The sequence below is a fragment of the Paenibacillus tengchongensis genome (genome assembly GCF_008973665.1).
GTDB lineage: Bacteria > Bacillota > Bacilli > Paenibacillales > Paenibacillaceae > Paenibacillus_AQ > Paenibacillus_AQ tengchongensis.
Genome location: NZ_WACP01000001.1, coordinates 206,584 through 224,503 on the forward strand (window position 1 = coordinate 206,584; position 17,920 = coordinate 224,503).

A 17,920-nucleotide genomic window follows, 5' to 3' on the forward strand; every position below is an offset into this window, starting at 1 on the left:
CGATTTAAACGGACGCTTAAGCGTTGATTTTTTCTTTGGCTACTCCAGCCAGAGAGTTGAACGCATTCAGGTCGTTAACGGCCAGATCGGCCAGCATTTTACGGTTCACTTCTACACCGGCCAGCTTCAGGCCGTGTACCAGTTTGCTGTAGGAAAGACCGTTTTGACGGGCAGCGGCGTTGATGCGCACGATCCACAGCTTGCGGAAGTTACGTTTGGTTTGACGACGGTCGCGGTATGCGTATACCATCGACTTCATAACTTGTTCGTTAGCAGTTTTGAAAATGCGGTGTTTCGAACCGAAATAACCTTTAGCCAGCTTCAATACTTTTTTATGTCTACGACGAACTACAAATCCGCCTTTAACTCTTGCCATATTAATAAACCTCCCAAAAATGTGTAATCAAACTATTTCAAGTTAGCAAGTCCTTGTTTCAAACGTCTTACGTCACCGGCAGCCATAACCGGGTTGCCGTTCAGTACACGCTTAGCGCGTTTGGACTTGTGGGACAGCAAGTGGTTTTTGTGGGCTTTGTAACGCAGAACTTTACCGGATCCGGTAATCTTGAAGCGGCCTTTCAGGCTGCTGTGGGTTTTCATTTTAGGCATGGTGTTTCCTCCTTGATTATTATGCGGCGTCCGTTCACCAAGAGGCGAGCGGCTCCGGAACTTATTGCGGCTTAGGAGCCAGGATCATAATCATGCTGCGGCCTTCCAGCTTAGGCTGGCGCTCGACGATCGAGATGTCGGCCACTTCATTCTTGACGCGTTCCAGAATCTTCTGGCCGATATTGGCGTGGGTAATTTCACGGCCGCGGAAACGCACGGAGCATTTCACCTTATCGCCTTCGTTCAGGAACTTGATGACATTGCGGAACTTGGTCTGATAGTCATGTTCCTCAATGTTGGCGCGGAACCAGACTTCCTTGATGTCAACGATCTTCTGATTCTTGCGCGCTTCCTTTTCTTTCTTCTGCATTTCGTAGCGGAACTTGCCGTAATCCATGATGCGGCACACTGGCGGTTTCGCCTGCGGCGCTACATTGACTAAATCCAGATTAAGATCGATCGCCATCTGCAACGCCTCGCGGATCGGCTTGATTCCGATTTGCTCGCCTTCCGCTCCAACCAACCGAACCTCTTTGGCACGAATTTCATCATTGATCATATGTTCCTTACTAATAACTCTCCACCTCCGGATCTTCTAGGGAAATAATGCGGTTCTCCATAAAAAAGGGGTGCCGGTACACACCCGACACCCCGTTTGATCAACGTTCATGAACTTTAAAGTCTCATAAAGCATTGAGATCAAAACCAGCCGGCGAAAATGCCGATCAGGTGAGAAGCCGGTGCTTCTGCTTGCAATCCCTATGTTTTGCATACTTGAATAATATACAACACACTGCAGGATGTGTCAACACCCAGGCTGTTATTTCTGTCAGAAGCTAAACCTGCTTACTCTGCACCTCTTCAAGCCGGACTACGCGCGTATGCTTGGTATGGCTCCATTGCTTGTTGTTTTGCGTGAAGAATGCATAGAACGTAATGGGATACCAGGAAAGCAGGTAGACCGGGAAGGCCAGCAGGTACAGATAAACCTTCTTGAATCTGACCTTCTCCAGCGCCATGGCGAGCAGGAAGGTCAGCACATTCGCCCCGATGGCAAAAAAACTGAGCCAGACCGGCAGGTGTCCATAAATGTTGGCGATGTTCGGTCCGTCGAAAAAGGCGCTGTCCACCCACATCACTGCAGTCATCAGGAAGGTCAGGAGCACAATGTACACATTGGCTCCGTACAGCGCCAAATCGAATTTGGTCAGGCTGCGCTCTTTGATACTCTGCCAGATCAGCGGAAAGAAATAACGGCGGGCTACTGTAAAATGGCCCTGCATCCAGCGCAGGCGCTGTCTCGAAGAAGCCTTGAAGGTCAGCGGCTTCTCGTCAAACACCTTCGCGTCATAGTTAAACCGCGGGTATACACCCTTGGAGGCGCTGCGCATCGTGAACTCCAGGTCCTCTACAAGGCTTGTGGCGCCCCAGCCCATTTCTTTGAGAAGCCGGGTTTCAAAGCACATCCCCGTTCCTCCGAGGAAATTGGCCATATTCAAGTTGTAGCGCGACAGCTGCCAGAGCCGGTTAATGTACCAATAGGACACCCCGTATGCAGCGGTAATCCAGGAATCTTCCGGGTTCTTGGTGTCGATATAGCCCTGGATGACACGGGCACCCGAACAAAGGTCGTTATTCATCTCCCGCAAAAATTCCGTATGCGCCAGATTGTCGGCATCGAACATGACAACCGCGTCATACTGCCGCGGCATGGCCCACAGCTCCTTCAGCATCCATTCAATGGCGTAACCTTTGCCGCGGAGATTCTTGTTCGTGCGCACACAGGCGTTCATACCGTGCTCGCGGACGATGTTTGCGGTATTGTCGGTACAATTGTCGCAGATCACAAATACATCATAAAGCTCTTTCGGATAGTTGAGCTGCTTTAAATTCTCCATCAGCGCGCCGACAACCTCTTCCTCATTGTGGGCGGCGACAAGCACGGCAAAAGATTTTTGCGGCGCAAAGTGCTCCTTACGCTTTTTCCTGTGCAGTCCAAACAACGAGAAGCAGAACTGATAGACCGCAATAGCAGCCAATATCACTTGCAGTGTTACGAATAAAGTGTCCGTCATGTTGTTTCCATGCCCCCTTTTTCACTCCTGGATGTGATTCATTTTTCTCTCTCTGGTTAAAAAACGTTCTCTGACCCTTTGCACTTCGTTCCTTACCATAGACCAAGAGTTCCCCTTTTATTGCAGACGAACAGTTTTTTATTTATGCCGCTCAAAAAGAAAGTATTCCGTTTTTTTGCAGATACCAGTATACTCTTTATCCTTTTTAAACGGGTTCCGTCTGCTTGAATCATTGTACGGCGAAGGGGCATCTTAAGTCAAAAAAGGCATTTCGGGGCTCAGCCTAGCTTTTCCTTGAAATGGACTGCCCTAAAAAAGTATGATAAAGACAGCTTTACGGTGCAGAATTACGGCCGCCACACGACTTTACACCAATAGCCGGACCAGCGGAGGGACAAGATATGATACGGATTTTCAGAAAACTGCATGCTTGGGAGCAGCATCTGTTCAAATGGATCAACGGACGGCTGCATAACCCTTTTTTGAACTTCTGGCTTTTCTATCTTACCCATTTGGGCGGTGCTACAAGCACCATCGCCATCAACGGCCTGATTTGGGCATTTTCGCCGCAGCCGCTTAAGACAGCGGGACTGCAGGCCCTTGTTGCCCTGGCGGTAAGCCACCTTCCGGTTGCCGTAGCCAAGAAGCTGTATCCGCGGATGCGGCCCTATCTGGCCCTGCCCGGAACCAATACCTTTCATAACCCGCTTAAGGATCATTCGTTTCCTTCAGGCCATACTACTGCCATCTTCGCCTCAACCGTTCCTTATATGGCGGCGTTTCCCGGCTTGACCGCTATTCTGCTGCCGCTGGCGGCCACCGTCGGCTTTTCGCGGATTTACCTCGGCCTGCATTACCCTTCCGACGTGCTTGCGGGGGCGGTTATCGGCACTGGTGTGGCAGCGGGCACAATCGCGTTTTGGAGTTAGACGGGCCCGGCGCAAGCTTTTTCCGGCGAATACCACTTTGGGAACAGGTGAATCATACATTGCGCAAAAAAAGAGTATTGTTGCTGTCCGAAGGATTCGGCGCAGGGCATACGCAGGCGGCATACGCCCTGTCGAGCAGCCTGCGCAAGCTGTCGCCTCATATTCAGACCAGGGTGCTTGAGCTCGGGAGCTTTCTGAATCCCAAGATGGCTCCCTTAATTGTGTCTGCTTACCGCAAGACTGTTACATCCCAGCCAAGGCTAATGGGATATGTGTACCGGCATCAGAAATCATTTAACCGTCTTACCACGCTTGCCTTGCATCGCATATTTTATACGCATACTCAAAACATTGTGAAGCAGCTAAAGCCCGATGTTATCGTCTGCACCCACTTCATTCCAAGCGCCGTGGTCTCCCGCCTGAAACGGCTGGACCCCGGGCTTAAAGTCCCGCTCGTTACGGTGATTACCGACTATGACGCCCATGCCAGCTGGATCAGCCCCCAAGTGGACCGCTATCTGGTCTCCACGCAGGAGGTCAAGACAAAGCTGCGCCAGCGCAGCGTTCCCGGCGGCAAAATCCAGGTCACCGGCATGCCCGTACACCCCAGCTTCTGGGAACATCCCGGCAGGGAGGAGATTCTGGAGCAATTCGCGCTCCGCGAACTGCCGACCGTCCTCGTTATGGGCGGGGGCTGGGGTCTCATGAATGACGAAGTCGTCAACGAGGCGCTGCTCAGCTGGCGCGACCGGGTGCAGCTGGTCTTTTGCCTCGGCCGCAACGACGAGCTGCTGGCCGAATTGCGCAGCGACGCCCGTTACGATCATCCGAATATCTCGCTGATCGGCTTTACCCGGGAGATCGACCGGCTCATGGAGATCTCCGATCTTCTGGTCACCAAGCCCGGAGGCATGACCTGCAGCGAAGGCCTGGCCAAGGGCGTCCCTATGCTGTTCTATCATCCGCTGCCGGGGCAGGAAGAAGAGAACTGCCGGTATTTCACGGCGGCGGGCTTCGGAGAGCCAATTACCTCGCTTGAGGTCGTCAACAGCTGGATGAAGCGCCTGCTGTACAACTACGACGATATCCGTGCCAAGCGCAAGAGCCATCTGGAAGCGATCGGCCGGTACCATCCGCTGCAGAGCGCCCAGAGCATTATAGATATGCTGGAGTAAGGCCGGATTATGTAAAGAAAAAGAAAAAGCCCCGGTTCCGGATGTCTGCACTATCAGGCAAACATCCGGAACCGGGGTTATTTTAAAATAAGCCGTACTCTAAGTGGTATTTCCTCTTTCGGTTCACATTCTACAGCCGGTATTTATCCAGGCGTACGGCCTGATAGTTCCGCAGCGCTTCCTCGCCGACAATCGCCTCGCAGCGGTGAATATTGACGCCCTGGTTAAAGAACTTCGTCTCGTATTCAGTCATTACATGATCCTCGTTCATCACCCCGTCCGGATGCAGGTCCAGGGAAATATTCTTCATCTGCAGCCCGAAGTCAGCGAACGAATTCAACGAAAATTCGAACAGGCTGCGCGAATCGGTCTTCAGATGAATTTCTCCCAGCGGACTGAGCAGGCCCCGGTACTTATCAAGAAAGCGCGGGTGGGTCAGTCGACGGCGCGCATGCTTGGCTTTGGGCCACGGATCGCTGAAGTTCAAATAGATGCGCTCCAGCTCCCCCGGCGCGAACACTTCCTCCGCATAATCGATATTGGCCAGCGCCACCTTAAGGTTGGGCGGAGTCAATTGGCCGGACGGCTCCCAGACCGTGCGCGCTTTCTCGGCCGCACGGCGGATCAGCTCGTCATACATATCGACGCCGATAAAATTAATCTCAGGATATTTATGGCTCATCCGGCTGATAAACTGTCCTTTGCCCATGCCGAACTCGACATGGATCGGATGGTCGTTGCCGAAGATCTCCGACCACCGGCCCTTCAGGCTGCGCGGGTCCAGCACAACCAGATCCGGTTGTTCTTCCAGGCTTTCACGTATTCCTTTTCTTCCGCGTAAACGCATAGGTATTCCTCCGCTTGTCTCTTTGTCCAAATCACACATTCACTTGCAATATTGTGCCGAACTTATCCCGAAAAGTAAAGCGGTTTACGGCAAAAAAACAAATTAAACCCGCTTAAACCGGCTGCAAATGATCCTAGGTACAAAAAAGGAATTCCCCGGCACAGCTGTGCCGGAGAATTCCTGATGTTGTATTTGGAATTGGGGTCCATAAATTCAACGTCTATAGTCTACCTTGCCGGGGTGTTAAAATCAAATTTCTTCTCGAAGGCATTTCTGATCTTGCGCTGTGCTTCGGTCTTGATCTTATGGTTGCCGTTAAACTCAACGCCCGTCAGTGCAAGCGCCTCATCTGGGGTAAGCTGGACATCGATAGAGCCTTTTTCCGGATATACGGTCTGAGAATTCATCGTGATCACCTCTTGGAAATTAGTATGGACGGGACGACACGAAAATATGAATTCAATATAGTTGGAGAATATCGGTTGCTGCAGTTGTTTTTTACAATTAAAATATAACACAACGTGTAAACAATTTCAAGTGAAAACGGCTAAATTTCCGCCTGTTTTTTTCCAGTTTTCTGCCCCTGCGGTTACGCTGTACGCCGTTTTTTGATACAATGGGTAAGTTAAAGGGAACAGGCGGACCGCCTTAGGGACGCAGCCGCCGTTTCATGCCAGAATATAAGGAATTATGCCGGGTGAAATTCAGCGACAGCCCCATAAAATATACGTTCTTATATCAGGAAAGGAGCTTGCAACCATGACTTTGCTTCAGAACTCCTCTCCGCTCTTGTGGGGGGATAAACGGTTTCATACCTGGAACTACGAAATGCGCGGGCAGATGGACACCAAGGTGTTCAAGGTGATGCTCGATGCCGGCTTTACCTGCCCGAACCGCGACGGCTCCATTGCAAAAGGGGGCTGCACGTTCTGCAGCGCCCGGGGCTCCGGCGATTTCGCGGGCAGCCGCCGCGACGACCTGGTCACCCAGTTCAACAAGGTCCGCGACCGCCAGCATCTGAAATGGCCGAACGCCAAGTATATCGGCTATTTCCAGGCGTACACCAATACTTATGCGCCGGTCGAAGAGCTGCGGGAATATTATGAAGTGATTTTGGAGCAGCCGGGTGTTGTAGGCCTGTCCATCGCTACCCGTCCCGACTGCCTGCCGGACGATGTGGTCGAGTATCTGGCCGAGCTGAACCAGCGCACCTACCTGTGGGTGGAAATGGGCCTGCAGACCATTCATGAATCCACCTCGCAGCTGATCAACCGGGCTCATGATACGCAGTGCTACCTCGATGCGGTTGCGAAGCTGCGCCGCCACGGGATCCGCGTCTGTACCCACATTATCCATGGCTTGCCGCAGGAGACGCATGAGATGATGCTGGAAACCGTGGCCGCCGTTGCCAACATGGATGTGCAGGGCATCAAAATCCATCTGCTGCATCTGATGCGCAAGACCCCGATGGTCAAGCAGTACGAAGCCGGGCTGCTGCGCTTCCTGGAGCAGGAGGAATATGTGAAGCTGATTGCCGATTCACTGGAAATTCTGCCGCCGGAGATGATCGTGCACCGCCTGACCGGTGATGCGCCGCGTGATCTGCTCATCGGGCCGATGTGGAGCCTGAAGAAATGGGAGGTGCTCAACGCCATCGACGACGAGCTCGTTGCGCGGGACACCTGGCAGGGTAAATATTGGAGGAAAGGCTGATGGGCTTCATCTCGGTCCTGAGCTTTGCCCATAAATTAACCGCCGAGCGCCTGAGCGCCGGCGGCCGCGCCATCGACGCCACCGTCGGCACCGGGGCTGATACGCTGGCGCTGGCCAGGGCGGCCGGACCGCGCGGCGCGGTCTGCGGCTTCGACATCCAGGCGGCTGCGCTCCGCCTGGCCGAAGAGCGCCTGCGCCTCGCACGCGATGAGGCGGGCGCGGCGCTCGCGCCGGTGACGCTGCTGCTGCGCAGCCACGCGGCGCTGCTGGAATCCGTTCCGGAGGATTGGCCCGGAACGGTGTCGGCGGTGATGTTCAACCTCGGCTATCTGCCCAGCGCAGAAGCCGACAAGAGCATCATCACCGAAACAGCAAGCACGCTGGCCGCGCTGGACGGCGCGCTGGCCGTGCTCCGCCCCGGCGGCATCATCACCGCGGTGCTGTATCCGGGCCACGGCGGCGGCGCGGATGAAGCCGCCGCCGTGGAAGCCTGGGCGGCAGCGCTGCCGCTGCACGCGGCCCAGAGCGTGATCTACCGCCAGTTGCAGCGGGCGGACGCTCCGTATGTAGTTGCAGTTGAGAAGAAAAAATAGACGTTTGGAGAGGAAGATGCTGTAATGACAAAACCGTATCCTTTAAAGTTTCAACCCGAATTTAAAGAGCGGGTCTGGGGCGGCCGGGCATTGGAGAAATTCGGCCTGGAGCTGCCCGAAGGCCACATCGGCGAGGGCTGGATGATCGCCGATCATCCAAACGGCACCTCCACCGTGGTCAACGGAGAGCTGGCGGGACAAGGCCTCGATCAGATCCGCGGGCAATTCGGGCGCGAATGGTTCGGCAGCAAAGGCATTTCCGAAGCCGGCAGCCGTTTTCCGCTCCTGATCAAGCTGCTGGACTGCAATGACAATCTCTCGGTGCAAGTGCATCCGACCGATGATTACGCCGGCCTGCCCCAGGGCGAGCTGGGCAAAACCGAGATGTGGTATGTGCTCGATGCCAAGCCGGGCGCCAAAATCATCTACGGTCTCAAGGAAGGCGTTACGCGCGAGACGCTGCGGGAAGCGCTGGAGAACGGCACGGTGATGGATTCCCTGCAGGAAGTAACCGTGCAAGCCGGAGATACGTTCTATATCCCGGCCGGTACCGTGCATGCGCTGTGTGCAGGCGTCGTCGTGGCGGAAATCCAGCAGAACTCGGATACTACATACCGGATTTACGACTATAACCGTCCGGGTCTTGACGGCAAGCCGCGCGAGCTGCATATCGAGGATTCGCTGAATGTTACAGCTTATGAAGGAGCCGGTGCCACTTCCATGAAGACGGACGGCGCGGTTCCCGGAGAATGGCTGCAAATCGCCTCCTCGCCTTATTTTATTGTGGAAAAAGGGCTCATAAACGGCGAATGGCAGCTCTCCACCACCCCGGACAGCTTTACCATTCTGGTCATCTGCGAGGGCAGCGGCCATCTGACCTGGGAAGGCGGCTCGCAGCCTTACGCGGCAGGCGAATGCTATCTGCTTCCGGCAACGCTCGGCGGTTATGCCATTGAAGGGCACTCCACCGTGCTCCGTTCTTATTTGCCGTAAGGCTTATTCCTTTTCGGCCCTGCGGGGTATGCGGGTAATTACGATTCCATATGCTGCTTTTGGCGGTAATATACTACAGCTTCAGGAGGACGGGCGATGCAGGAGACCAGCTTTGTGATGACCGATCCCGCTGGCGTGCGGATTCATGTCTATGAATGGCTTCCGGAGCCGGACGCGCCGGTGCGCGGCATTGTGCAAATCGCGCACGGCATGTGCGAGACGGCGGCGAGGTACGCCCGCTTTGCGGGCGCGCTCACTGCGGCCGGCTACGCCGTTTATGCCAACGACCACCGCGGCCACGGCAAGACGGCAGGTCAAGTCAGTCTGCTCGGCGACGCCGGAGAAGACGGCTTCTACTGGATGCGGCGGGACCTGCTGCAGCTCGCCGAGATTGCGCGTGCCCGGCATGAGGGGCTGCCGATCTTTCTGTTCGGTCACAGCATGAGCTCCTTCCTGGCTCAGAAGCTGCTGTGCGAGGAAGACGGCCGCGTGTACGCCGGCTACATTCTCAGCGGTACCAACGGTCCGCGCGGCATGCTGAAGACAGGCGAAGCCCTGGCTTCCCTGCAGCTGCGGCTGCGCGGCGAGCTGCACCGCAGCGTGTTATTAAATGCGCTTGTGTTCGGTGCATATAACCGCTCCGTCTCTCCAGTCCGCACCGCCTTCGATTGGCTCAGCAATGATCCCGTGGAGGTCGACCGTTTCATTGCCGATCCCTTCTGCGGCGCAATCTGCACTACCCGTTTCTTCCGGGATTTCTTCCGGCTGCTGCAGGATATCCACAGCGCGCAAACACTGCATGCGCTGTGCAAGGATAAGCCGGTGTACCTGTTCTCCGGCGCCAAAGATCCCGTAGGCATGAACGGCCAGGGCGTATTGCGACTGGCCGAAATCTACAGAAAGCACGGCGCAGGCGATGTCGAATACAGGCTGTACCCCGAAGGCAGGCACGAGATGCTCAACGAGGTCAACCGCGATGAGGTGACCGCCGATGTGCTTGACTGGCTCGTACGCCACCTGCCGGCCGAGTCACTGTTGTCCGGCGCGAATGAGAGCGGCCGGACCCATTAACCGGCCGGCTTGCACGTAGAGCAAAGGACCGGGTAAATGAAAGCCACAGCCGGCATCGTCCCTTAAGGGGCAATGCCGGCTGTGGCTTTTTTCGCGGTCTGCCTTGCCGGCAGGACGTCCTGCCGGGCAGCCGCATGGCAGGAGCCGGGTCACCGGGCGCAGTGCGCCAAAGGTCCCGGCCCAGTTGCGCCGGCGTCGCTGCGCATGGCGGTGCGAGCGGTGTGGCGGCACGGCCGCATGGAGGCATGGAGGCATGGAGGCTGGCGGTGTGGCTGCAACAGCGGCGTAAAGGCAAGGCCGCATGAATGCACGGCAGCATGGCCATGCGGCTTATCTTTGAGTGCGGCCGGGTTCCCCTTGCCACCCGCACAAGAGCCCGTAGCGGTCACTCTACGCCCACAACTCGCCTGCAAACTCGGTTTGCTCCGCCTATTCCGCTTCCGCCAGGCCTAACGGACCCCAGCGGCGTTATTTCGCGCCAGACACGCTTTTTCTCTCCGTTGCGGACCGGAGAGCCGCTATTTCCGGGAAAACCAGCCGAAATCCAGCGATTCTATGGCAATAGCGTCTCCTGAGTCTGTGACGGAGCGGATGATAGATTTATGCGGCAAATAAGGCCTCCTGGGTCCGCAAGGTTAACCCGTAACGATCATTAACCTGTTCGGACCCCTGGCTCCATTCTCAGCTTCGGCTAAGCCCAAGGCTCAACGTTCAGCTCCGGCCACAGCCGCTGCCATTTGCCGGCTTTGTTCCGGTATACCTCTTCGGTAACCAGCGCTTTGTTCGCCCGCAGCGTCAGAGCAAAGAGATCGCCCAACCCAAATGGTGCATAAATATGCCACTCATCCTCTCCCGACAACCGTGCCCCCAGCGAGGTGACCGTTGTCGGCCAGCTGTCGATGGCGGCTTCGAGGGACGTGTACGGCGCCAGATGGACCCCGAATTTTTGCTCGTACCAGAGATGGACCCGGGCCTGGTTCTTCAAATCGACCGGAAAGGGAATTCCGGCGAAAAGCTCGCGGCCCCTGGCGATCATCTTGTCCTCTGCTTCATAGCCTAAGTCTTCCCCATCATAGTAAATGATGTCGACGTCACCGATTCCGTAATCCAGCTCCCGCCCGGTCAGCCCGTTCCACACTGTCTGCACGAGGCAGCCCGCCCCGATGTAGTAAGGATAAGGCCCCAGCTTACGGGCTAGGCGGAACACCTCCATCAGCAGCGGACTCTGTGTGAAGCATCCAATCAGACGGCGGCGCAGGGCTTCTTCCCCGTCCATAGGTCCGGGGAGTCCCGGAAGCGGCTCTTCCCTAAGCGGATACTGCAAAATCCGCTGCTGTCCCTTCAGCGCGCTGCGCCGCAAGCCGTAATCCCGGAAGCCTGCGCGGATATACAGCGCAAGCGCAGCCTCATTCCGCTCGTTAACCGCCAGCACGATCTCGCGCACGGCCGGCAGCCGGTTGCGGATAAAGCCGGGGAGCAGCGCCAGCCCCGCCTTGGCGTACCCCTGGCCCTGGCTGTCCTGATCCACCAGGAAGGCCCGCAGCAGCGCCGCTTCCGGCCACTCAGCGTAGAAGGGTCCAATCCCCGCCCCCGTGTGCAGCACAAAAAAGCCCACCGGACGTTCTCCGCCCAGAATAACCACCGGAAGCTTATCCCTGTTCTCCAAAGCCTCGTCCAACGTCTCCTCCGGCATTCCCGTAAACTCTGCCTGCTCCGCAGGCAAGCGGAAGGCCAGCAGGCCTTCCCTGTATTTCTCCTCAAATGCTGCCAATCTAACCGGAAGCTTGCCGCCCATGCCCCTGTGACTCCCCTCTACTCTCTAAATCGGCAATGCAATATATTGTGCCTGCTGATTCTCCTCTTGCTGGTACAGCACGACGAGCAGTGTCCGTCCCTCTACGGAAGCCGGATTAAGCGTCGCATGCGCGGTGTCCATCTGAACAGCACCCGCCGCAGTCTGCAGAACGGCTGCACCGGTCTGTATGCCGGACGAAGCCCCGGCGCCAGCCGTTTGCGGCTCAAGCGCTTGATCACCTGCCGCTGCTGCTCCGGCTATGGCACCGCCAGCTTCAGCCCGCGCTTCTGCCTCGAACCCGGCAGCTCCAGCACCGGCGGTCAGCCCGCTGATGGACGCCAGCACCGGCTCCAGCCGGAAGGGCAGCACCTCCAGCATGACGAACTTCTGCAGCTCGCGTTCGCTGTAACCGGCTTCGGCCAGCTTGGCCGAGATCAGCTCCGGCCGGTCGGCAATGTGCTTCATATACTTGGACCAGTCACTCTTGTCCAGCACGTAGTCCCACCAGATTTTGCGCGGCTTGAATTTATGCTGCAGGAAATAATCCAGCTTCATCAGTCCGGTAACAACGTCCATGGATGGCGTCCCCCGGTCCGTGAGAAAAGCCAGCAGCCGCGTAAACAGGTCCTCCAGCTGGTGGCCGATCTTCTGCCAGCCCTGGGCTTCCCAATAATCGCCGAACTCCTGGAAGAAGTCGAACGGTGAAGTGAACACATGCCGGATCAAGTATTTGACGGTATGGTCCAGCCGGTGGCTGTTCCAGTATTTCTCCAGCACATCCTCCAGCCGCTTCAGCCGGATAATATCGGAGAACGGCATCACATGGCTGCTGAGAATTTCATAGGGCGCGTGCTCCATGTAGGTGTAATCGTATTTGGCCGCCTGGGCACGGAGGCCCGTGCCGCGCAGCATTTTTAGGAAGCCCAGCTGCAGCTCCTCCGGCTCCATCACGAACACATCGTTAAACGTCTTGCGGAAGGTGGCGTAATCCTCCATTGGTAGCCCGGCGATCAGATCGAGATGCTGGTCAATGTTGCCGCTCGCCTTGATCTTCATCACGGTGCGGGACAGCTTGGCGAAATTCTGGCGGCGTTTGACGAGCTCATTCGTCACATCGTTGGTCGACTGCACGCCGATCTCGAAGCGGAAGATACCGGGAGGGGCATTCTCCGCCAGGAAATCCAGCACCTCGGGACGCATGATATCCGCCGTAATCTCAAACTGAAAAATACAGCCCTGATGGTTGTCGATCAGGAACTGAAACATCTCCATCGCGTAATTACGGTTGATATTAAAGGTGCGGTCGAGAAATTTAATGACCTTTGCGCCGCCCTCAATCAGGTAGAGCAAGTCGGATTTCACCCGCTCAATATCGTAGTAGCGCACCCCTACTTCTATGCTGGAGAGGCAGAACTGGCAGTTGAACGGACAGCCCCGGCTGGTCTCGAAGTAGACGATCCGTTTGCCGAGATCGGGCAGGTCCTCGGGAAAACGGTGCGGTGTCGGCAGCGTGTTGAGATCGCTTTTGGGACGGGGCGGGTTGACGATCACTTCGCCGTCCTTACGGTAAGCGGCACCAAACACATAATGGAACCTGCGCTCATCCCGCAGCTCCTGGAGGAGATGATGAAACGTCTCCTCCCCGTCGCCGCAGACGATGAAATCAACGCCGGGCTCACGCTTCATGAAGGCCTGCGGCTCATACGAAACCTCAGGTCCGCCAAGCACGATTGTCACCTCCGGCAGCACCAGCTTCAGAATGCCGACCAGCTTGAGCGTCTCTTCAATATTCCATATATAACAGGAGAAACCGATGACATCCGGCCGCTTCTGGAACAGGTCCGACACGATATTCATCACGGGATCTTTGATGGTGTACTCCGCCAGCACGATGTCCGGAAATTCCTTCTCGCTGTAGGCTCTAAGCAGACGGATCGCCAGCGAGGTGTGGATGTACTTGGCGTTTAAGGTGGCCAGGATGATTTTCATGTATGGATTAACCCTCTTTACATTTCATTTTGAAATCTTCACAGTTCATTTTGAAAAAAATCGAGAAACGGCTTGCCGTATTTCCGGTATTTGACTTCCCCGACGCCCTTCACCCTCAGCATCTCCGCTTCGGTCTGCGGGCAAACCACGCTCATCTCGCGCAGCGTCGCATCGTTGAAAATAATATACGACGGCACATGCTCGCGTCCCGCCAGCTCGCGGCGGATCAGCCGCAGCTGCTCGAAGACCGTCTCGTTGACCGCCGACGGCGAATAATCGCGGCTGCGGCTGCGGTCCCGCCCGCCGGAAGCCCCGCCGCTGCGGGAAGGCCGCACGACGCGCTGATGCACCTCGCGCTGGCCGCGCAGAACCTCGGCGGCGAGCGGCTGCAGCCGCACGACCGGATACTGGCCTTCGGAGAGGGCCAGGTAGCCTTCCGAGATCAGCACGTTGATGACCTCGGTAATCTCCTTCTCGGTGCGGCCGGACATCGCGCCGTGCGTCGGCAGCGACTCAAAGCCGTACTGCAGCACCTTCTGGTTGCGCGAGCCCTTCAGCACCGAGGCCACCAGCGCGATGCCGAAGCGCTCGCGCATGCGGTGGATGCAGGAGAAGATCTTCTGCGCGTCCACCGTGATGTCGATCAGCTCCCGCTCATCGGTGCAGGAGCTGCAAATGCCGCAGGTCTCGTCCCCGTGCGCCTCGCCGAAATACTCCAGCTGCGCAATGCGCAGGCAGCGGGTCGTATAGCAGTAGTCGATCATCTGCTGCAGCTTGCGGTACTCATTCGCCTTGCGCTCCGTATCCTGCGGATTCTGCTCGATCAGGAACTTCTGGGTCATTATATCCTGCGCGCTGAACAGCAGGATGCATTCGCTCGGCTCGCCGTCGCGGCCGGCGCGGCCAGCCTCCTGGACATATGCCTCCATATTCTTTGGCATATTGTAATGGATGACATACCGGACGTTCGATTTGTCGATCCCCATGCCGAAGGCGTTGGTGGCGACCATAACGCGGATGTCGTCATACAGGAAGCCTTCCTGGCTGTCGGCCCGCTCCTGGTCGCTCATCCCGGCGTGGTAGCGCCCGGCGGCAACGCCGCTGGCCTGCAGCCGCTGGTACAGGTCGTCGACTTCCTTGCGGGTCGCCGCATAGATGATGCCCGGCTGGTGGGCATGCGAGGCCGTGTATTCGAGCACGTACTCGCGCTTGTTCTCGCCGCGCAGCACCGACATCGCCAGGTTGTCCCGGCCGAGTCCGGTCATGAAGACGCCCGGCTGCCGTAGGCGCAGCAGCCGGATCATGTCGTCCATGACCTCCGGCGTCGCCGTGGCGGTAAAGGCGGCGAGGATCGGCCGCTGCGGCAGCTCCTCGACGAACGGAGCCACCGCCAGATAGCTGGTGCGGAAGTCATGGCCCCACTGCGACACGCAGTGCGCCTCGTCCACCGCCACGCAGGAGATGGACAATCCGGCCATTTCCAGCCGGAACCAGTCCAGCTCCAGCCGCTCCGGCGCGACATAGAGCAGCTTCAGCTCCCCGCGGCGGGCCGCGCGGATCCGATCATTCACTTCTTTGCCGCTAAGTGTACTGTTTATATAGGCCGCGGGAATGCCGGCTGTTGTGAGCGCATCCACCTGATCCTTCATCAGGGAAATCAGCGGCGAGACGACCAGTGTCAGCCCCGGCAGCAGCAACGCCGGAACCTGGTAGCAGATCGACTTGCCGCCGCCGGTCGGCATAATGCCCAGCGTATCTTGGCCTTCCAGCAGGCTTTGCACGATCTTCTTCTGGCCTTCGCGGAAGTCCGGATAACCGTAATACCGCTGCAGCTCAGCCTGCGCCTGTTCCATGGTAGGTACTTGCATATTCATATCGATCATTACTCCTTAAGACTGTCTATCTTTAGTTTACCGGGCATCGGGAAGCTCGGCAACCGCCGGAGGATAAAATCCCCGCACAAATGTTTGCCATCGGCCATATGGGCTTCCGATAGTTTTTTTCGCGTGTGCATGGTATATTGAAGAGTACAATTCCACAGGACGGAGAATGCCTGCATGAATACGAACCGCAATTCGGGACAAGGCGCCAAACGGGGCGGAAAGCCCGGACAAGCCAGACCGAAGAAATTACCGAATAAACCGCCTTACAAAAGAACCGGAAAGCCGCAGGCCGGCTCCGGCCGCAAACCTGCCCCTGCTCCGGTCAGAACCTATCCGGTTACCGAACCAGCTGAACTGCTTCCTTTTCTGCTGAGTGTCCTGGGCAGCCGCGGACGCAACTCGGTTAAAGCCATCCTCGCCCGCGGCCAGGTCTCGGTGAACGGCCAAGCCGTGACCCGGCACAACTATCCGCTGCAGCCCGGCCAGACGGTTGCCATTAACCAGGAAAAGGCGGGACCGGTCAAAGAGCTGCATGGCTTGAGCATCATTCATGAAGATGATGATCTGATTGTCATTCAGAAGGAAGCCGGACTGCTCTCCATCTCCGCCGGAGATGACAGCGAGCCGACGGCGTACCGCCAGCTGATGGAGCATGTGCGTATCGGCAACCCGAAAGCCCGCATATTTGTCGTACACCGGCTGGACCGCGACACCTCAGGACTGATGATGTTTGCGAAGAGCGAACGGATTCAGCAGGCGCTGCAGACCACCTGGAAGGACAGCGTCAAGGAGCGCGTCTATGTCGCTCTCGTTGAAGGCGCAGTGAAGAAGCCTGAAGGGACGGTCAGCTCCTGGCTGAAGGAGACCTCCACCCTAAAGATGTACTCCAGCCCTCATGAAGGCGATGGACAGCATGCCATTACCCATTACAAGCTTTTGCAGGGCAACCGCCATTTCTCGCTGCTCGAAGTGCAGCTTGAGACCGGCCGCAAGAACCAGATCCGCGTTCACATGGCGGATATCGGCCATCCGATTGCCGGGGATAAGAAATACGGCGCAGAGACCAAGAGCGTTGGCCGCCTTGGGCTGCATGCACGCGTGTTGTCTTTTGTCCATCCGGTCAGCGGAGAGCTGCTGACGTTCACCAGTGAAATCCCCCGCACCTTCCTGAAATACACCGCACCCGCCAACGTTTAGGCGAAAGCGATTTTTCATCGCGGGCAAAGACCGTCACCAGCTCAGGTGACGGTCTTTTTTTATAAATAAACGGAGGTAAAACCGTTTCGCCTGATGCATATATAATAGAAGGAAAACGCTATCAATTTTGAATGCCTTTATTTTGAATTATCTTAAATTAGGTGAAACCAAGCCGCTGGTCCCGGCGTATCAGGATTATTATCCATAAGGAGGAGTTCACAGCAATGTCCATGTTCAAAAGAATGCTCGCGAGCGCCGGCATCGGCGCCGCAGAAGTCAATCTCATGCTTCACCAGGATACGGTGCAGGCGGGAGATACACTCAGCGGAATCGTCCGCATTCAAGGCGGCCGTGTTGACCAGAAGGTCGACGATGTCTATGCCTTCGTCAAGACCCGGTATGTCAGAGAACATAATGATTCCAAGTCTCATGTGGAAGCGACCATTGCCAAATTTCTGCTTGCTTCCGGATTTATCGTAGAAGCGGAGAAAGTGTACGAATTCCCTGTTTCCTTCCGTCTTCCGGAAGTTACGCCGGTGACCATGGGCCGCACCCCTGTATGGATTCATACCGGGCTTGACATCAAGGAAGCCGTTGATCCGAAGGATCAGGATTACCTTCAGGTACTGCCGCACCCGCACGCAGCGGTGGTGCTGGACGCAGCCACCCAGCTCGGCTTCCGGCTTCGCGAGGTTAGCTGTGAATATGCTCCCCACTATGGCCAGAGAAACGGACTCCAGTTCGTGCAGGAATTTGAATTCACCCCTTCCGGTGAGTTCCGCGGCCGCCTGGATGAACTGGAAATCATGTTTTACCCGGATGAGCAGGGCGTGGAGATCCTGCTGCAAATTGACCGCAGAGCACGCGGATTATCCGGCCTCTTCGCTGAAGCGCTGGATACCGACGAGAGCTTCGTGAGAATGCGCTTCGACCACAGCCAGCTTGCCAGCGGCACCGGATATATCGCCGACCAGCTCCTGGCTACCATCCGCAAATACGCATAACCGGGAGGCGGCTGTCTGTGCCCAGTCGTGATCTGCGCTCACAGCAC

Annotated in this window: 17 protein-coding genes; 8 read left to right on the plus strand and 9 right to left on the minus strand. The window is 56.6% G+C overall.

Annotated elements, in window-relative coordinates; genetic code table 11:
• Positions 1-16: 16 nt before the first annotated feature.
• The 4 genes from rplT to F1381_RS00660 all read right to left on the minus strand — a co-directional run bounded on the left by rplT (position 17) and on the right by F1381_RS00660 (position 2,684).
• On the minus strand, positions 17-376 hold the full coding sequence (gene rplT, locus F1381_RS00645) for a 50S ribosomal protein L20 (protein ID WP_151732902.1): 360 nt from the start codon (positions 374-376) through the stop codon (positions 17-19).
• Positions 377-408: 32 nt separating this feature from the next.
• The gene (rpmI, locus tag F1381_RS00650) at positions 409-609 is read right to left on the minus strand and encodes a 50S ribosomal protein L35 (RefSeq protein WP_062320217.1); all 201 of its coding nucleotides are present in this window, start codon (positions 607-609) and stop codon (positions 409-411) included.
• A 61-nt stretch (positions 610-670) separates the two neighbouring features.
• The gene (infC, locus tag F1381_RS00655) at positions 671-1,168 is read right to left on the minus strand and encodes a translation initiation factor IF-3 (RefSeq protein ID WP_151732903.1); all 498 of its coding nucleotides are present in this window, start codon (positions 1,166-1,168) and stop codon (positions 671-673) included.
• Between the two features lie 277 nt (positions 1,169-1,445).
• Positions 1,446-2,684, minus strand: a complete 1,239-nt coding sequence (locus F1381_RS00660) for a glycosyltransferase family 2 protein (protein WP_151732904.1) — start codon at positions 2,682-2,684, stop codon at positions 1,446-1,448.
• 401 nt (positions 2,685-3,085) lie between these two features.
• Here F1381_RS00660 and F1381_RS00665 point away from each other — a divergent pair, with 401 nt between their 5' ends.
• Entirely contained in the window at positions 3,086-3,613 is a 528-nt protein-coding gene (locus F1381_RS00665; protein WP_151732905.1) for a phosphatase PAP2 family protein, read from the plus strand.
• Positions 3,614-3,672: 59 nt separating this feature from the next.
• A complete protein-coding gene (locus F1381_RS00670) occupies positions 3,673-4,788 on the plus strand; it encodes an MGDG synthase family glycosyltransferase (protein ID WP_151732906.1) in 1,116 nt (371 codons plus the stop codon).
• Between the two features lie 130 nt (positions 4,789-4,918).
• On the opposite strand, the gene trmB is transcribed toward F1381_RS00670, so the two are convergent.
• Both trmB and F1381_RS00680 read right to left on the minus strand, forming a co-directional pair.
• Complete coding sequence (gene trmB / locus F1381_RS00675) at positions 4,919-5,635, minus strand: tRNA (guanosine(46)-N7)-methyltransferase TrmB (protein ID WP_151732907.1); 717 nt, start codon at positions 5,633-5,635, stop codon at positions 4,919-4,921.
• 227 nt (positions 5,636-5,862) lie between these two features.
• On the minus strand, positions 5,863-6,042 hold the full coding sequence (locus F1381_RS00680; RefSeq protein WP_151732908.1) for a hypothetical protein: 180 nt from the start codon (positions 6,040-6,042) through the stop codon (positions 5,863-5,865).
• A 352-nt stretch (positions 6,043-6,394) separates the two neighbouring features.
• Between F1381_RS00680 and mnmL the strand changes: the two genes are divergently transcribed.
• The 4 genes from mnmL (at position 6,395) to F1381_RS00700 (ending at position 10,005) form a co-directional block, all read left to right on the plus strand.
• Positions 6,395-7,348, plus strand: a complete 954-nt coding sequence (gene mnmL, locus F1381_RS00685) for a tRNA modification radical SAM protein MnmL/YtqA (protein ID WP_151732909.1) — start codon at positions 6,395-6,397, stop codon at positions 7,346-7,348.
• Positions 7,348-7,941: a tRNA 5-(aminomethyl)-2-thiouridylate-methyltransferase MnmM gene (gene mnmM / locus F1381_RS00690; protein WP_151732910.1), complete on the plus strand. Its 594-nt coding sequence runs from the start codon at positions 7,348-7,350 to the stop codon at positions 7,939-7,941. The genes mnmL and mnmM overlap by 1 nt, the downstream gene beginning before the upstream one ends.
• A gap of 24 nt (positions 7,942-7,965) precedes the next feature.
• Positions 7,966-8,934 carry a type I phosphomannose isomerase catalytic subunit gene (locus tag F1381_RS00695; RefSeq protein ID WP_151732911.1) on the plus strand — a complete coding sequence of 323 codons (969 nt, stop codon included), beginning with the start codon at positions 7,966-7,968 and terminating at the stop codon, positions 8,932-8,934.
• Positions 8,935-9,030: 96 nt separating this feature from the next.
• Positions 9,031-10,005 carry an alpha/beta fold hydrolase gene (locus F1381_RS00700; RefSeq protein WP_151732912.1) on the plus strand — a complete coding sequence of 325 codons (975 nt, stop codon included), beginning with the start codon at positions 9,031-9,033 and terminating at the stop codon, positions 10,003-10,005.
• 691 nt (positions 10,006-10,696) lie between these two features.
• On the opposite strand, the gene F1381_RS28705 is transcribed toward F1381_RS00700, so the two are convergent.
• From F1381_RS28705 to recQ, 3 genes are read right to left on the minus strand one after another with little or no spacing between them, the layout of a single operon-like run.
• Positions 10,697-11,800, minus strand: a complete 1,104-nt coding sequence (locus F1381_RS28705) for a nucleotidyltransferase family protein (RefSeq protein ID WP_246187855.1) — start codon at positions 11,798-11,800, stop codon at positions 10,697-10,699.
• A gap of 24 nt (positions 11,801-11,824) precedes the next feature.
• Positions 11,825-13,789 (minus strand): B12-binding domain-containing radical SAM protein, encoded by a 1,965-nt coding sequence (locus F1381_RS00715; protein WP_151732913.1) that lies wholly within the window; start codon positions 13,787-13,789, stop codon positions 11,825-11,827.
• Between the two features lie 38 nt (positions 13,790-13,827).
• Positions 13,828-15,663 carry a DNA helicase RecQ gene (gene recQ, locus F1381_RS00720; protein WP_151732914.1) on the minus strand — a complete coding sequence of 612 codons (1,836 nt, stop codon included), beginning with the start codon at positions 15,661-15,663 and terminating at the stop codon, positions 13,828-13,830.
• A 183-nt stretch (positions 15,664-15,846) separates the two neighbouring features.
• Between recQ and F1381_RS00725 the strand changes: the two genes are divergently transcribed.
• Entirely contained in the window at positions 15,847-16,869 is a 1,023-nt protein-coding gene (locus tag F1381_RS00725) for an RluA family pseudouridine synthase (RefSeq protein WP_151732915.1), read from the plus strand.
• Positions 16,870-17,093: 224 nt separating this feature from the next.
• Positions 17,094-17,873: a sporulation protein gene (locus F1381_RS00730; RefSeq protein WP_151732916.1), complete on the plus strand. Its 780-nt coding sequence runs from the start codon at positions 17,094-17,096 to the stop codon at positions 17,871-17,873.
• Positions 17,874-17,920 lie beyond the last annotated feature (47 nt).

Excerpts from the sequence above, each read along its gene's own strand:
- rplT (WP_151732902.1), bottom strand. The coding sequence starts at position 376 with ATGGCAAGAGTTAAAGGCGGATTTGTAGTTCGTCGTAGACATAAAAAA.
- F1381_RS00725 (WP_151732915.1), top strand. The coding sequence starts at position 15,847 with ATGAATACGAACCGCAATTCGGGACAAGGCGCCAAACGGGGCGGAAAG.
- rpmI (WP_062320217.1), bottom strand. The coding sequence starts at position 609 with ATGCCTAAAATGAAAACCCACAGCAGCCTGAAAGGCCGCTTCAAGATT.
- F1381_RS00680 (WP_151732908.1), bottom strand. The coding sequence starts at position 6,042 with ATGAATTCTCAGACCGTATATCCGGAAAAAGGCTCTATCGATGTCCAG.
- mnmM (WP_151732910.1), top strand. The coding sequence starts at position 7,348 with ATGGGCTTCATCTCGGTCCTGAGCTTTGCCCATAAATTAACCGCCGAG.
- F1381_RS00715 (WP_151732913.1), bottom strand. The coding sequence starts at position 13,789 with ATGAAAATCATCCTGGCCACCTTAAACGCCAAGTACATCCACACCTCG.
- F1381_RS28705 (WP_246187855.1), bottom strand. The coding sequence starts at position 11,800 with ATGGGCGGCAAGCTTCCGGTTAGATTGGCAGCATTTGAGGAGAAATAC.
- F1381_RS00700 (WP_151732912.1), top strand. The coding sequence starts at position 9,031 with ATGCAGGAGACCAGCTTTGTGATGACCGATCCCGCTGGCGTGCGGATT.
- F1381_RS00730 (WP_151732916.1), top strand. The coding sequence starts at position 17,094 with ATGTCCATGTTCAAAAGAATGCTCGCGAGCGCCGGCATCGGCGCCGCA.
- infC (WP_151732903.1), bottom strand. The coding sequence starts at position 1,168 with ATGATCAATGATGAAATTCGTGCCAAAGAGGTTCGGTTGGTTGGAGCG.
- recQ (WP_151732914.1), bottom strand. The coding sequence starts at position 15,663 with ATGAATATGCAAGTACCTACCATGGAACAGGCGCAGGCTGAGCTGCAG.
- F1381_RS00665 (WP_151732905.1), top strand. The coding sequence starts at position 3,086 with ATGATACGGATTTTCAGAAAACTGCATGCTTGGGAGCAGCATCTGTTC.
- trmB (WP_151732907.1), bottom strand. The coding sequence starts at position 5,635 with ATGCGTTTACGCGGAAGAAAAGGAATACGTGAAAGCCTGGAAGAACAA.
- F1381_RS00695 (WP_151732911.1), top strand. The coding sequence starts at position 7,966 with ATGACAAAACCGTATCCTTTAAAGTTTCAACCCGAATTTAAAGAGCGG.
- F1381_RS00660 (WP_151732904.1), bottom strand. The coding sequence starts at position 2,684 with ATGACGGACACTTTATTCGTAACACTGCAAGTGATATTGGCTGCTATT.
- mnmL (WP_151732909.1), top strand. The coding sequence starts at position 6,395 with ATGACTTTGCTTCAGAACTCCTCTCCGCTCTTGTGGGGGGATAAACGG.